Source organism: Corynebacterium camporealensis, assembly GCF_000980815.1.
GTDB lineage: Bacteria > Actinomycetota > Actinomycetes > Mycobacteriales > Mycobacteriaceae > Corynebacterium > Corynebacterium camporealense.
The window spans coordinates 861,981-876,907 of record NZ_CP011311.1; the positions used below are offsets into that span (position 1 = coordinate 861,981).

Here is a 14,927-nt window from a genome sequence, read left to right on the forward strand (position 1 = left end):
AAAACCCTAGTGCTTCTTGTCCTGGGGAACTTCAGGTTCGGTCTCGACCTTGAACTTCACCGAAGAACCGGAAGTCACGGATTCTGGGGACACCTCATCCCAATCGGAGGAGAGTTCCTCGTTGAGTTCGGCTGCCACGGCCTCGCGCAGTTCGGCGGGGTGCAGGTTGGAGTCGGTGATGGCATCGGAAAGCGCTGTTTCTTCCTCTGCAGCGAAAGGCTTGCGCGGGTTGACCTTGTTGAGCACCAGCGCACGGATGCGGTCGCGGCGACGGGCCTCTTCCTCGACGATGTTGCGGCCGCGGCCGAACCAGGTGATAAGCAGCACGGCAATCATGACCAGCGCGACGTAACCCATAATCGGGAAGACGGTGCCGACCAGGGTGGCAAAGTCAACGAAGGACAGCACGAAGCCAACCGCGACGATGATAAAGAGTGCCGGGCGGAACATCTTCGGACGACGGGAGCTGACGCGTAGACCCAGCGAGTAGAAGTTACCCAAGGCGGTAGAAAAGATCATCAGGTAAATCAGCACTGCGGAAATGGTGGCCAGCAGCGGGCTCATCTCTTGGATGATGGCCAGGGTCGGCAGCGGGCTGTCGTAGACCTGCTCGACGTTGAGAATCATCGATGCGACCAGCAGAACCAGCAGGACACCGAAGAGGAGACCACCGAAGAGACCACCGCGGCCGGCAGCCTTCACGTCGAGGACGTCGCCGCCCATGATGATGCTCATGGAGATACTGGTCATCAGCGCGATGCCAACGTAGTTGAAGGTGGAAACCCACCAGTTCGGCAGGGAGGACTCGATGTTGGCCTGTGCGAACTCAGCGTTAGCACCCAGGTCAGCCGGCATGTTCAGGAAGGAGTAGACAATCGCTGCCACCATCACTGCGACCACGAACGGGGTAATCGCACTCAGGATGCGGGTGACCTTCTGCACGTTGAGGTAGGCGCAGCCGATAACAAATGCGGCCATCAGGCTAGCGCCGACCCAATTGGGCAGACCCCACTGCTGGTTGAGGTTGGCACCTGCTCCGGACAGCATCACGAACGCGATACAAAACTGCGTAAACACAATCGAGTAGTCCACGAACTTCGCCATGAGCTTAGAGGTCACGGAAGAAAAGACGCGGTCGTGTGATGTTGCCTGGAAGTAAGAGCCATACTGCATCGCAATCGTTGCGGCAATTGGCATCAGCACCAAGGCGATAACGGCGCCAGCCACGCCCCACCAACCGAAGGCGGCGTAGTACTGGAGCATCTCCTGGCCCGAGGCAAAGCCCGCGCCGACGGTGCAACTGAAATAGGCCATTCCAAGGATCAGTGCCTTTTCATCTAAAACCTTTCTTAAACTTCAAAAATAAAGCCTGTAAAACGCAAAAAAAGAGCGCACCCGCGGTGCGCTCTTTCCTTTGTAACGTTTTATTCGGTTTCAAACAAAGTCGTAACCGAGCCGTTCTCGAAAATCTCGTGGATGGTACGAGCCAGCAGCGGAGCAATCGACAGCACGGTCAGGTTGGACCAGCCCTCGGTCGACTGCGGCAGGGTATCGGTGGTGATGACCTCTTCGGCGCCGCACTCGGACAGGCGCTCACGTGCCGGAGCGGAGAACACGCCGTGGGTACAAGCAATGACAACCGACTTCGCGCCAGCCTCCTTGAGCACGCGCACAGCACCGGCAATGGTGCCGCCGGTATCAATCATGTCGTCGAGCAGGATGCAGTCCTTGCCCTCGACTTCGCCGACCACGCGGTTGGAGACGGTCTCGTTGGCAACCTCGGTGGAGCGGGTCTTGTGGACGAAGGCCAGTGGGGCATCGCCAAGCTCGTGTGCCCACTTCTCAGCCACCTTGACGCGACCGGCATCCGGGGAGACCACTGCCAGGTTAGAAATGGAGTAGTTCTTCTTGATGTAGTCGGTCAGGATCGGCATGGCGTGCATGTGATCGACCGGGCCATTGAAGAAGCCCTGGATCTGGTCGGTGTGCAGGTCGACGGAGACGATGCGGTCCGCGCCAGCAGCCTGCAGCAGGTCAGCAACCAGGCGAGCGGAAATCGGCTCGCGGCCGCGGTGCTTCTTGTCCTGTCGCGCATAAGGGTAGAAGGGCAGAATTGCGGTAATGCGCTTGGCCGAACCACGCTTCAACGCATCAATCATGATGAGTTGCTCCATCAGCCACTTGTTCAGCGGCTGGGTGTGCGACTGCATCACGAAGCAGTCTGCACCACGCACGGATTCCTCGAAGCGGATGAAGATTTCGCCGTTAGCGAAGTCCCGCGCGGTGGTAGGAACCAGGTCGGTTTTCAGTTCCTTAGCGACAGCCTCAGCCAAATCCGGGTGTGCACGCCCGGAAAAGAGCTTCATGTTCTTACTGCTGCCAGTTACCTTGCCAGTCAAGGAGATTCCCCTTACTTGTTGTTCTTCTGCGCACGCTCAGCCGCTTCGGCTGCTGGCGTGCCCGGACGCTTCTTTTGGACCCAGCCCTCGATGTTGCGCTGCTTGCCACCGGAGACTGCGAGTGCTCCCGCGGGAACATCGTCCTTAATTACTGTACCCGCCCCGGAGTAGGCACCGTCACCGACGTTGACCGGAGCCACGAACATGGTGTCCGAGCCGGTGCGCACGTGCGAGCCGATGTGGGTCTGATGCTTTTCGACGCCGTCATAGTTCACAAACACCGACGACGCACCAATGTTGGATTCCTCGCCCACGGTGGCATCGCCAATGTAGGTCAGGTGCGGAACCTTGGAGCCGCGGCCAATCTTGGCATTCTTTGCCTCGACGAAGCCACCCAGCTTGCCCTCTTCGCCCAGCACGGTGTTCGGGCGGATGAAGGTGAACGGTCCAACGTTGGCATTGCTGCCGATGACCGATTCCGAACCATGGGTGCGAATCACCTTCGCACCCTCGCCGACCTGCATGTCGGTCAGGGTAGTATCCGGGCCAATCTCAGCGTTATCGGCGATGCTGGTCGCACCCCACAGCTGCGTGCCGGGGTGGATGACCACATCGGAGCCGATGGTGACGTTGACGCCAATCCAGGTCGAGGCCGGGTCGATGATGGTGGCGCCACCGCGCATGGCGGCTTCCACGGTGCGGCGGTTGAGCTCAGCACCAGCGGCGGCCAGCTGCACGCGGTCGTTCACGCCAGCCAGTTCGCGCTGGTCCGGAGCCACGCAGGCGCCGACGCGGTGGCCGTCCTTGCGTGCAATCTCTAGCACGTCGGTGATGTAGAGCTCGCCCTGGGCGTTGTTGGAATCCAGGCGGGTCAGTGCCTCGCGCAGAATGGCGGCATCGAAGGCGAAGACACCGGAGTTGACCTCGTTGATGGCCAGCTCGGCGGCGGAGGCATCCTTGTGCTCGACAATCGCGTTGACGGCACCGGACTCATCGCGCACGATGCGGCCATAACCAGTCGGGTCATCCAGCTCAATCGAGAGCACCGTGACGGCATTGCCGACGTGCTCTTCCTGCAAACGCTGCAGGGTCTCCGGGCGCAGCAGCGGCACATCCGCATTGGTCACCAGCACGGTGCCCTCGAAGTCCTCGATGGGGCCGAGACCGCACTGCACGGCGTGGCCGGTACCGTTTTGTTCTTCCTGCACAGCCTGCAAGATGTCGCGGTCCAGCTCCTCCGAAATGGCCTCGACGGCAGGGGAGACCTGGTCGCGCTGGTGGCCCACGACGGCCACGACGTGCTCCGGGTTAATGCCAGCTGCAGCGTGCAGGGCATGACCGAGCAGCGAGCGCCCGCCGATTTCGTGCAGAGTCTTTTGCTTCTGGGACTTCATGCGGGTTCCTGCGCCAGCTGCCAGAACGACAACGGCGCATGGAGAGGAATCAACCACGAGCGCTCCTGAGTATCGGGATTAAAAAGTTACGCGCTTTATCCTATCGCTTCGGGTAGGCGCCGGGCACGCCATACCCCAACAAATCCCACAAGCGCCAAAAATAACAGCGCCACATCCGGCCCCGCCATTGAAATTACGGCCGATACACCACCCATGCCCAGCAGCATCACACCCATCAGGGTGTTCGCCGCGCCGACATAGCGGGTGCGCTCGTCTCCTTCGGCCATATTCACGATGTAAGTCTTTCGCGCCACGCGCACCGCCGTATGCGCCAGGTGCACCAGGAAGAACCCCAGCGGCATCACCCACACCAATACCGCCTCCGGCGCCCAGTAATCGGCAGCGACCAAACCCAGCAGCAACACCGATGCCAGGCCGACGCCAAGGGCCATGGTGCGGGAGGAGGAGGCATCGGAAATCATGCCGCTTACACGGCCTCCCAGCAGCGCAGCCAAACCAGAAGCCAAGACGAATCCAGCCAGGCCGACCGGGTGCAGCAGCACAATAAACGACGTCGACAGCGCGGAGACCAGCAGCAGCGAGCGCACAATCACAAAGTCACGGAAGTGCTTGTTGCCCGTAAACAGCGTCCAGGTATCACTCCACCAGCGCTTATCGATGCCCCGCGGCTCTTCCTCACTCACCGGCTCCTCCACACCACCAAAGACCAGCGCGGCGAAAGCCCAGGTGCTCGCACCAGCCAAAATCACCACCGCGAGCGCCCACTGCGGCAGCTCACCTAAAAACGCCAGCAAGATACCGACCAGCAAGGTCGCAGCACCACCTAACGCCGTCGCCCGCCCAGTGACCTGCCCGCGCTGCTTTTTCGGAATCGTCCGCCCCTGCACATCCTTGCCCGCCAGCGAACACAGCGCGCGAAACAAAGACAGAAAGGCCAAAGCAAGAAGGGAGAAGAGGCCGAGGAGCCAGGCATCGAAAAGCAATGCTCCAATACCTAATGCGGCGGCGGAAACAGCCTGGCCCACCGAACCAATGATCCACAGCCGCTTGCGGGCGCGGTGCGTGCTCACCCAGGGGCTCAGCGCTGCCTGCGGCAACATCGAACCGGACTCGCGGATGGGAACCAGCAGGCCAGTGAAGAAATTGGGCACGCCCGCGGACTGAAACAGCGCCGGCAGCACCGTCTTGGCGGCCACAACCTGGTCGCCTAAGTTCTGCAGGCCGTTAGCCCAGATGAAATAGCGCGCATTCCGGCTCATAATTTCCACCTTCCGCACGTTAGACTGATATGTATGACTATCTCACGCCGAACCTTTTTCCGTGGTGCTGTGCTGCTGGCGTCGGTCGCTGGGCTGAGCGCGTGCAGTAACAACACCCCGCAGGGCTACGACGGGGAACCGCGTGCGCTGCCGATTCCGCCGCTGCTGGAAGGCGAGATGAAAGACGGGGTGCGCGAGTTCAAGCTGGACATGCGCACCGGTCACAGTGAAATTTTGCCGGGCAACCCGGATACCCGCACCTGGGGGTTCAACGGTGACTTCTTAGGTCCTACCCTGCGCGTGAACGATGGTGAGCAGGTGCGCATGCACGTGCGCAATGACTTACCGGAGATGACCACGGTGCACTGGCATGGCATGAAGCTGCCTGCGCTTGCCGATGGCGGCCCGCACTCACCCATCGACCCGGGCGAGACCTGGTCCCCAAGCTGGACCGTGGACCAGCCGCAGGCGACCTGCTGGTACCACCCGCACCCGCACGGTGTGACCGGCCTGCATTGCTACCGCGGCTTGGCCGGCGTGTTCATCGTCGCTGATGACAACGATGCGGAGCTGCCGCGTGAGTACGGCGTCGACGACATCCCGGTCGTGATTACTGATGCCAAGTTCACCGACGATGGCCAGCTGGACAACCGCGTCGACCCGACCCTGGGCTTGCTGGGCAATACGCCGCTGGTCAACGGCATTACCAACGCCCGCTGGGAGGGTGATACCGGTCTGGTGCGCCTGCGCGTGGTCAACGGTGCGAACATGCGTTTTTGGAACCTGGCGCTGTCGAATGAGGCCCCGCTGCAGGTCGTGGCGACGGATTCCGGGCTTCTCGATGAACCCGTGACCGTCGATACCGTCCTGCTCAGTCCCGGCGAGCGCGTCGAGCTGCTGGTGGAGCTGCCTGCCGATGACGACGTCATCCTGCAATCCCTGCCCGTCGAAGGCAACTTCGGCCTCCCGGAGGACGACGAGGTCGACTTCGGCTTCCAGGATTCTTACGACCTGCTGCAGCTGCGCGGTAACGGCGCGGGCGGCACAGTGCCTGCAACGCTTGTCGATGCCGATGTCCCCTCCGCCGAGGGACTCAAGGAACGCGAGTTCGTGCTCAACACCTTCATGATTAATGGCGAGTACATGGACATGGCGCGGGTGGATGAGGTCATCGATAGCCGGGATCCGGAAATCTGGACCGTGATCAACGAAAACAGCGACTGGCCGCACAACTTCCACATCCATGACGCGCGCTTCCGCGTGCTGGAATTCGACGGTGGGGAAGTACCGACCGTCGGCTGGAAGGACACCGTGGCGCTGCCGCCAAAGTCGAAGGCGAAGCTGCTGGTGGAGTTCGGCTACCACCCGGACCCGACCGTGCCGTACATGTTCCACTGCCACATGCTCCTGCATGAAGATGAGGGCATGATGGGCCAGTTCGTCGTCGTGGAACCAGGCGACAAGCCGGACGTGCGCGTCAACGCCCGTGCCTTGGTCCACGAAAAGCACGGCGGCCATTCTGCGCACGCTGCCCAAAGCATCGATACTTCTCGTAGCCCGCAAAGGAATGCTGTGCTCGGCTAAGCTATCCTGCTTGCTATGCACGAAGTCGATCCCCTCATCAACACCCTGTATCAGGTCTTTGACCTGATCGGAGTGGTGCTTAATGGCATCATCGGCGGCACGATTGCCCGCAAGCGCGAGTTCGACTTCGTGGGCTTTATCTTCCTCGCGCTGTTCTCGGCGTTGGGCGGCGGCATGATTCGCGACATGCTCATCGGCCAAGGCCCTGCCGCCGCAGTTTCCGACCCCTGGTACTTAAGCCTCGCGATGGTCGGCGCCTTGATTGCATTCCTGACCGACTTCAAGGGCAAAGCCTGGGAAATCTTCCGCGCGCATGGCGATGCCGTCATTTTGGGCGTGTGGTCGATTACCGGCTGTGTGAAGGGCCTGACCTACGACATGCCGTTGGTCACCTGTGTCTTCCTGGGCCTGCTAACCGCCGTGGGCGGCGGCATGCTCCGCGACGTCGCCTCCGGACAAACCCCGGGCATCTTCGGCGGCAGCCCGCTCTATGCCGTCCCTGCGATCATCGGCGGCATCGTCATGGTGACCTTCGCTCACTTCGAACACATGGCGCTGGGCATGATCATCTCGCCGTTCGTCGGCACCGGCCTCGCCGTCCTGGCCTATTGGCGCGGCTGGATCCTCCCACGCACCGGCGTCGCCCCGGTCAACTACACTGCCGACCAAGTCAAAGCCATCGCGCGCCGGGCCGAGCGCAAAGGCTACCGTGCCGGCGCGAAGGCGCTGCGCAAGATGAAAAAGCGCCCGCGCGACTAGCGCCCGCCACTACTCCTGCCAAGCTGCATGAACACTGGTTTAATGGGGATGGCAAAGCGAGATAGGCAAGTGGGGGCAAAACCTTGAACGCTAACGAAGAACAAGAACCATTTCTTCAAAGAAGGCCGCCGTATTCCAAAACGCAAGTCAACAAACAAGGCAGTAACTGGCGTGATGGGCGTGATTTTGATGAACAGCCGATAGATGAATTTTTGGCGTACTCCGCAATTCACATTGACGAACTGTTTGCTATCACGCGGAGGATGATCGCGACCTTCGATTTCGGTATTGCCCCAATCGACGGGCTCACTGTGCGACCAGATAGTGGGGGCTATGCGTTGACAGCGAGAGTGAAGACAAAGAGCACGCTGCTAGAAAAGCTTCGCAGAATGCGCAGCATCCCCTTGATGAACATTCAGGATGTCGTTGGGATCAGGTTTGATTGTGACCTAACTTTGTCGCAGCAAAGCGAAGTAGCTAACTCCTTTGCAGAAACTTTTCGACAGCAAGGCGCGAAGCGCGTCGACATAAAGGACTTGAGAGACAAACCGCATTCCGGTTACCGGGCGGTCCACCTTCACGTATACGCCAATGCTGGGCGCAGCGAGATTCAAATTCGGACCGCGTTACAGTCTCGCTGGGCTAATATCTATGAGAAAGCGGGCGATATCTACGGTCGTGACATCCGCTACCTCCATGAAGGGGGAGAAATTCCAAAGAACGCTGAAAAGATGGTGCAGGATCTGCACCGCCTTTCACGCATCATCGAGCGAATTGAGGCCTTATCGGATGAGCCTCGACTCAAACAACGACGAATGATTAAGAAGCTTCGTAAGGAAGCTAATGGCATACTAGACAGCAGTAACCACACGCTGGAGCTAGTAGCCGAAGCAAATGCAGCACAAGGAAGGAGGCTACGATGACGTCCTACTTAATCAGGTATCAGCGACGCACTGGCAAACTGCTCGATCTCATTGAATTCGACTCACTCTACGACGCGACCATGAAGCGTCTAGAGCTTGATAAGACGAACGATGACCCTGATATCGAAATCGTAGCTATTGCGAGTGAAAGCGAATCCCAGCTGCGTGTTTCGCACTCCCGCTATTTCTCAGCAGCCTAAACACCGGCGGCTAGGGCTGCAGCGTGCAGAAATATAACCCCAGTTCAACCTGTGAAAGACGCCGGTTGAGCTGGGGTTTAAGAGCTTCCCCACCAGGATTCGAACCTAGAATGACGGTACCAAAAACCGTAGTGTTGCCGATTACACCATGGGGAAACACAGCGAAGCTGTAGCCCATAGAGTACCGCATGATGGTGGTAGGGCAATAACCGGGTGGCTGTTGGGGTCTAAGCAGGGCCGGTAGCTAGGCTAATAGCTATGGTGCGACAAAGGATGACCGGCCTGGAACGCCGTGAGCAACTAATCAACGTCGGGCGCGCAGCTTTTGCAGAACTCGGCTACGACGGTGCGAGCGTGGAGGAAATCTCTGCGCGCGCAGGCGTATCTAAGCCCGTGGTCTACGAACACTTCGGCGGCAAAGAAGGCCTGTTCGCGGTCGTTATTGACCGGGAGATGGTGGCGCTGGAAAGCGTGATTACCTCCGCGCTGGAGGAAGGCTCCTGGCGCGAGCGCATCGAGGCCGCCGCCCGGGCGCTGTTGACCTACGTCGAAGAAGAAACCGACGGCTTTATTATCTTGGTCCGCGATTCCAAGCCAGGTGCAGAGCGCAGCTATTCGACGCTGCTCAACGCGGCGGTCAGCCAGGTCTCCCACATCCTCGGCGAGGCCTTCCGTAGTCGCGGCTTCGATCCGGAGTTGGCTGTACTGTATTCGCAGGCGCTCGTCGGTATGGTCTCGACTACCGCGCAGTGGTGGTTGGATGAACGCAGCCCGGATAAAGACACCGTGGCAGCACACATTGTGAATTTGTGCTGGAATGGTCTTTCTGGCATGCAGGCACAACCGAAACTAGGGGGCGCACACTAATGGCAACCGCGATGCTAGCCGGTCTGCTGAAGACGGCGGCACAGGACCCGAAGCTCAAAGGCCTAGTTACCCAGGTAGGCACGCCGCACCTGCACTTGATGGGTATTGACCAGGTACGTCCGTGGGCACTGGGCACCCTGGCACAGCACGCCCCGGTGCTGGTCGTGACGGCGACTGGTCGTGAGGCAGAAGACCTCACCGCAGAACTCACGGCGATGCTAGGGGAGAAGGTCGCACTTTTCCCGGCATGGGAGACGCTGCCGCATGAGCGTTTGAGTCCGGGTGCGGATATCGTCGGCAAGCGTGCGCAGGTGCTGCACAACCTGGCCAACCTGCGCGTGGTGGTCGCCCCGGCGCGTGCGTTTAGCCAGCCGGTGCTCGAGCACGTGGAGGGCCGCGAGCCGGTGCGCCTGGAAGAAGAGGCCGAGTACGACCTCACGCAGGTTGTCGAGGAGCTGCAGTTCCGCGCGTACAAGCACGTCGATATGGTTGCTCGCCGCGGTGAGTATGCGGTGCGCGGTGGCATCGTGGATATTTTCCCGACCACGCTGGACTATCCGGTTCGCGTGGAGTTTTGGGGCGATGAGGTTACTGATATTCGTCAGTTCTCGGTCGCGGACCAGCGCGCGATTGATGAGATTGATGTCCAGTCCGTCGAGATTTACCCGGCGCGCGAGCTGCCGATTACGGACCAGGTCGCTGAGCGTGCCGCCGAGCTGTCCCGCGAGCACCCGGGCAATGCAGCCCTGGTGGAGCTGTTGAGCAAGGTCTCAGACAAAATTGCTGCCGATGGCATGGAGTCCTTACTTGCAGTGCTTTCCGATGCCCCTTTCGTCACCCTTCCAGAACTCATGCCAGAAGGCACCCATGTCGTCTTGGCGGCGCCGGAGAAGATTCGCACGCGCATTGCGGATCTGGAAAGCACCGATGCGGAGTTTTTAGAGGCCGGCTGGGAGGCCGCCGCGATGGGCGCGGATGGCCCGCTGGCGGTCTTTGATACCGAGTCGGCGAGCTTTCGTTCCTATGAGTCGCTCGAGGCCAGTGTCGAAAAGGCCGGTCTGCCGCTGTGGACGTTTGCCCCGCCGGGCATGCTGAGTGTCGATGATGCGGAAACGTTGCCGTTGGAGCTCGAGCCAGGGCCGACCCCGCGCGGTGACCTCAAGGAAATCGATGCGATGATGGCGCAGCTGCTTGCGCACACCAACAATGGTGGTCGCGCGGCGTTTGTGGCACCGTCGCCAGGTGCGATTAAGCGCATGGTCGACCGCTTTACCGAAAAGGGTATTCGCGCGAAGGTCGCCACCCCGGGATGGGAGCCTTCCGCGGGCGAAGTAACCCTGTACCAGGCGCTCTCTCATGCCGGTCTGGTCTTCGACTCTGTCGTCGTGGTGACCGAGACGGATCTCACTGGTAACCGCGTCGGCGATATTGCCGGTGCTAAACGACGCCCTGCCAAACGCCGCAACCGCGTCGACCCGCTGGCGCTGAAGCAGGGGGATTTTGTGGTGCATGAGACCCATGGCATCGGCAAGTTCATCAAGATGGCTGAGCGCACCATTCAATCCGGTGATGAGACCAGCCGTCGTGAGTACATCGTGCTCGAATATGCGGCGTCCAAGCGCGGGCAGCCCGCGGACCAGCTGTGGGTACCGATGGATTCACTCGACCTGCTGTCGAAGTACACCGGCGGCGAGGCCCCACGCGTGTCCAAGATGGGTGGTTCGGACTGGAAGAACACCAAGAAGAAGGCACGTGCTGCGGTCCGCGAAATCGCTGGCGAGCTCGTGGAGCTCTACGCCAAGCGTCAGGCCGCGCCGGGTCACCAGTTTGCCCCGGATTCGCCCTGGCAGGCGGAGATGGAAGATAACTTCCCCTTCGTCGAGACCGAAGACCAGATGCTAGCTATCGATGCGGTGAAAGAGGACATGGAATCTACCGTGCCGATGGACCGCGTCGTGGTTGGCGATGTCGGCTACGGCAAGACCGAGGTCGCCGTGCGCGCAGCTTTCAAGGCGGTCCAGGATGGTTGCCAGGTCGCCGTGCTCGTGCCGACGACGCTGCTGGCACAACAGCACTTCGATACCTTCAACGAGCGCATGGCTGGTTTCCCGGTCGAGATTCGCGTGCTCTCGCGCTTTACCTCGACCAAGGACGCCAAGGAAATTGTTAAGGGGCTGGCGGATGGCACGATTGATATTGTCATCGGCACGCATCGCCTCCTGCAGACCGGCGTGGGCTGGAAGAACCTAGGCCTCATCGTGGTCGATGAGGAGCAGCGCTTCGGCGTCGAGCACAAGGAGCACATCAAGGCGCTGAAGGCCTCTGTCGATGTGCTGACCATGTCCGCCACGCCGATTCCGCGCACCCTGGAGATGTCCATGGCAGGAATCCGTGAGATGTCGACGATTCTTACCCCGCCGGAGGACCGCCACCCGGTGCTGACCTACGTTGGCGCTTACGAGGACAAGCAGGTTGCGGCAGCCATTCGGCGCGAGCTGCTTCGCGATGGCCAAACCTTCTTCATCCACAACAAAGTCTCCGACATCGAAAAGAAGGCTCGCGAACTGCGCACCCTGGTGCCCGAGGCGCGTATCGTCGTCGCGCACGGCCAGATGAACGAGGACGTGCTGGAAAAGACCGTTCAGGGATTCTGGGATCGCGAATACGACGTGCTGGTGTGTACCACCATCGTGGAAACCGGTCTGGATATCGCGAATGCTAACACGCTGATCGTGGAAAATGCGCACCACATGGGTCTATCCCAGCTGCATCAGCTGCGCGGGCGCGTGGGTCGTTCCCGCGAGCGCGGTTACGCCTACTTCCTCTACCCGAAGGGATCCACGCTGACGGAGACCTCCTATGACCGCCTGGCCACCATTGCCCAGAACAACGATCTGGGCGCCGGCATGGCCGTAGCGATGAAGGACCTCGAGATGCGCGGTGCCGGCAACGTACTGGGCGCACAGCAGTCCGGCCACATCGCCGGAGTCGGCTTCGACTTGTATGTTCGCCTGGTCGGCGAGGCCGTCGAGACCTTCAAGGCCTTCGCGCGCGGTGAAACCCCACGCGTGGGCGATGAGGGACCGAAGGAAATACGCATCGACCTGCCCGTGGATGCGCACATTCCGGAGTCCTACATCAACGCTGAGCGCCTGCGCCTGGAGGTCTACCGCAAGATCGCCGAGTCCAAGGACAACGACGACCTCAAACGCGCCGTCGAAGAAATGGAAGACCGCTACGGCCCACTACCCGAAGAAGTCCAGCGACTGCTCTCGGTGGCCCGCTTGCGCCACCAGGCGCGCCGGGGAGGCGTTAGCGACATCACCGTCCAAGGCACCCGCATCAAAGTCCACCCGGTGGAGCTGCCGGATTCCAAGCAGGTGCGCCTCAAGCGCATCTACCCGGGCGCGAATTACCGCGCGGCCGCCAAGGCCATCCAGCTGCCCTTCCCGAAGGCCGGCCCGAACGTCACCAGCCCGAAGCTGCGCGACGAGGACCTGCTGCAGTGGGTCGCGGACTTCCTGACCCAGATGTTCGATCTGGAGCGGGTGAAGGTCGCTTAGAAGTCCAGGCCCAAATCCAGTACGGGCGCGGAGTGGGTCAGCTCGCCGACGGCGACAAAATCCACTCCGGTCGCGCCGTACTCGGCAGCATTGTCTAAGGTCAGACCGCCCGATGCTTCGAGCACCACGCTTTGCGATGCCACCATCTCCACCGCCTGCCGCACCTCAGCAGGGGTGAAGTTATCCAACATCACCACATCTGGATTAAGCGGCAGCACCTCGGCTAGCTGCTCGAGGTTGTCGACCTCGATTTCGCAAGCTAGGTCTGGGTAGGCTGCAAGCACCTTTTCAAAGGCCGCGGTTACTGAGCCTGCTGCGGCGATGTGGTTGTCTTTGATTAAGGCGGCATCGCCAAGCCCTAAGCGGTGATTGACACCGCCGCCGCAGCGTACTGCGTACTTTTCCAACAGGCGCAGGCCAGGGGTGGTCTTGCGGGTATCGCGCACCCGTGTATTGCCCACTGCTGCCAGCGCGCTGGCCCATTGGTCCGTCACCGTCGCAATGCCGGAAAGGTGACAGAGCAGATTTAAAAAGGTGCGCTCTGCCGTGAGCAGCTTCCGGGTCGGTGCTTCGATGGTGGCCACGACGTCGCCGGGGCGCACGCGGGTGCCATCGGGGACGGTGGTGATGGAGGCATCGGAAAGCACGTGCTCAATGTAGACCGCACCGCAGATGATGCCCTCTGCCCGGGCGCGGACCTGGGCGGTGGTGTGGGCATCGGCGTCGATGGTGGCCAGGGTGGTGTAGTCCGGGCCGTAGGCGAGATCCTCAGCGAAAGCGGCCTCAATGACCGCGGTAGCGTCGGGTGCCTGCATTACTCGCCGCTTCCCGGATTACCGATAGAAATCATGGCCTCCAGCGAATCGCGTGCCGCCTTGGAGATATCCTCTGGCACGGTCACCTCGTCCGCGCCCTCAGCCAGGCAACGCAGCAGGGCAGCAGGGGTGATCATCTTCATGTACTTGCACTCTGCCTGCGGGTTAATCGCCTGGAAGTCCGCCTCCGGCGCGGCCTGGTTGAGCTGGTGCAGCATACCGGTCTCGGTCGCGATAAGCACCTTGTTGTTGCCGCCCTCGCGCGCGGCGTCCAGCATCTGACCGGTGGAGTACATGTGCACGCGCTCTGGTTCGATAGCGCCTTCGCCGGCGAGGTAAATCGCGGAGTTCGCACAACCGCACTCTGGGTGGATGTAGAGGTCAGCCTCCGGATTCGCGGTGGCCTGCTCTTCGAGCTGACGCGGGGTAATACCGGCGTGGACGTGGCACTCGCCAGCCCAGACCTGGATGTTGTCGCGATCGGTCTCGCGCTTGACGTGAGCGCCGAGGAACATATCCGGATTAAAAAGAATTTCCTTGTCCTCCGGCAGGGACTTCACGACGTCCACGGCATTCGACGAGGTACAGCACACATCGGTCAGCGCCTTTACCTCAGCGGTGGTGTTTACGTAAGAGACCACCAACGCATCGGGGTGCTCTGCCTTCCACTCACGCAGTTGCTCAGCAGTAATAGAATCCGCCAGCGAGCAACCCGCTTCCTCATCCGGAATGAGCACCGTTTTATCCGGGGAAAGAATCTTGGCCGATTCTGCCATGAAATGCACGCCGCAAAAGACGATGACATCGGCATCTGTTTCGGCAGCCTTGCGAGACAACGCCAAAGAATCACCGACATAGTCAGCAATATCCTGAATCTCTGGCAGCTGGTAATTGTGCGCCAGGATGACAGCGTTGCGTTCTTGCTTTAAACGATTAATTTCATCAACCCACTCGGCATTCGGCTCAACGCCAGTCCAGTGGTTATCCGTGCGGTGGCACGCAGACAAAAGAGAAGACGTGATATTGGCCATACGCCAGTATCCTAATCAGCCGCCACAGAAAATAAACGGAAATATCCTTAGCCTGCGCAAACGGGGGTAGAACCGCCGTGAGCGGTTCTACCGTAAGCCTTAAGGGCTGGTT

The 14,927-nt window shown here is 60.5% G+C and carries 12 protein-coding genes; 6 read left to right on the top strand and 6 right to left on the bottom strand.

Annotated features, from left to right (window positions below; translation table 11 throughout):
* Positions 1-6: 6 nt before the first annotated feature.
* From UL81_RS04080 to UL81_RS04095, 4 genes are all read right to left on the bottom strand, one after another.
* Positions 7-1,314: a YkvI family membrane protein gene (locus UL81_RS04080; protein ID WP_046453287.1), complete on the bottom strand. Its 1,308-nt coding sequence runs from the start codon at positions 1,312-1,314 to the stop codon at positions 7-9.
* A 110-nt stretch (positions 1,315-1,424) separates the two neighbouring features.
* Positions 1,425-2,399 (bottom strand): ribose-phosphate diphosphokinase, encoded by a 975-nt coding sequence (locus UL81_RS04085; protein WP_035105818.1) that lies wholly within the window; start codon positions 2,397-2,399, stop codon positions 1,425-1,427.
* Between the two features lie 11 nt (positions 2,400-2,410).
* Positions 2,411-3,850: a bifunctional UDP-N-acetylglucosamine diphosphorylase/glucosamine-1-phosphate N-acetyltransferase GlmU gene (gene glmU / locus UL81_RS04090; RefSeq protein WP_035105816.1), complete on the bottom strand. Its 1,440-nt coding sequence runs from the start codon at positions 3,848-3,850 to the stop codon at positions 2,411-2,413.
* A gap of 38 nt (positions 3,851-3,888) precedes the next feature.
* On the bottom strand, positions 3,889-5,073 hold the full coding sequence (locus tag UL81_RS04095; protein WP_035105814.1) for an MFS transporter: 1,185 nt from the start codon (positions 5,071-5,073) through the stop codon (positions 3,889-3,891).
* A gap of 33 nt (positions 5,074-5,106) precedes the next feature.
* On the opposite strand from UL81_RS04095, the gene UL81_RS04100 reads away from it, so the two are divergent.
* The 6 genes from UL81_RS04100 to mfd all read left to right on the top strand — a co-directional run bounded on the left by UL81_RS04100 (position 5,107) and on the right by mfd (position 12,969).
* The gene (locus UL81_RS04100) at positions 5,107-6,657 is read left to right on the top strand and encodes a multicopper oxidase family protein (protein ID WP_052097746.1); all 1,551 of its coding nucleotides are present in this window, start codon (positions 5,107-5,109) and stop codon (positions 6,655-6,657) included.
* Between the two features lie 15 nt (positions 6,658-6,672).
* Complete coding sequence (locus UL81_RS04105) at positions 6,673-7,416, top strand: trimeric intracellular cation channel family protein (RefSeq protein ID WP_035105812.1); 744 nt, start codon at positions 6,673-6,675, stop codon at positions 7,414-7,416.
* Positions 7,417-7,499: 83 nt separating this feature from the next.
* Complete coding sequence (locus UL81_RS04110) at positions 7,500-8,339, top strand: GTP pyrophosphokinase (RefSeq protein ID WP_081961454.1); 840 nt, start codon at positions 7,500-7,502, stop codon at positions 8,337-8,339.
* Positions 8,336-8,539 (top strand): hypothetical protein, encoded by a 204-nt coding sequence (locus UL81_RS04115; protein WP_035105810.1) that lies wholly within the window; start codon positions 8,336-8,338, stop codon positions 8,537-8,539. Before UL81_RS04110 ends, UL81_RS04115 begins: the two co-directional genes overlap by 4 nt.
* 258 nt (positions 8,540-8,797) lie before the next feature.
* On the top strand, positions 8,798-9,406 hold the full coding sequence (locus UL81_RS04120; protein WP_035105808.1) for a TetR/AcrR family transcriptional regulator: 609 nt from the start codon (positions 8,798-8,800) through the stop codon (positions 9,404-9,406).
* Positions 9,406-12,969, top strand: a complete 3,564-nt coding sequence (mfd, locus tag UL81_RS04125) for a transcription-repair coupling factor (RefSeq protein WP_179944109.1) — start codon at positions 9,406-9,408, stop codon at positions 12,967-12,969. Before UL81_RS04120 ends, mfd begins: the two co-directional genes overlap by 1 nt.
* Here mfd and nadC read toward each other — a convergent pair.
* Together nadC and nadA are read right to left on the bottom strand one after the other, a co-directional pair.
* Positions 12,966-13,784 (bottom strand): carboxylating nicotinate-nucleotide diphosphorylase, encoded by an 819-nt coding sequence (gene nadC, locus UL81_RS04130; RefSeq protein WP_035105806.1) that lies wholly within the window; start codon positions 13,782-13,784, stop codon positions 12,966-12,968. The genes mfd and nadC overlap by 4 nt on opposite strands.
* Entirely contained in the window at positions 13,784-14,815 is a 1,032-nt protein-coding gene (nadA, locus tag UL81_RS04135) for a quinolinate synthase NadA (protein ID WP_081961449.1), read from the bottom strand. The genes nadC and nadA overlap by 1 nt, the downstream gene beginning before the upstream one ends.
* Positions 14,816-14,927: the final 112 nt, after the last annotated feature.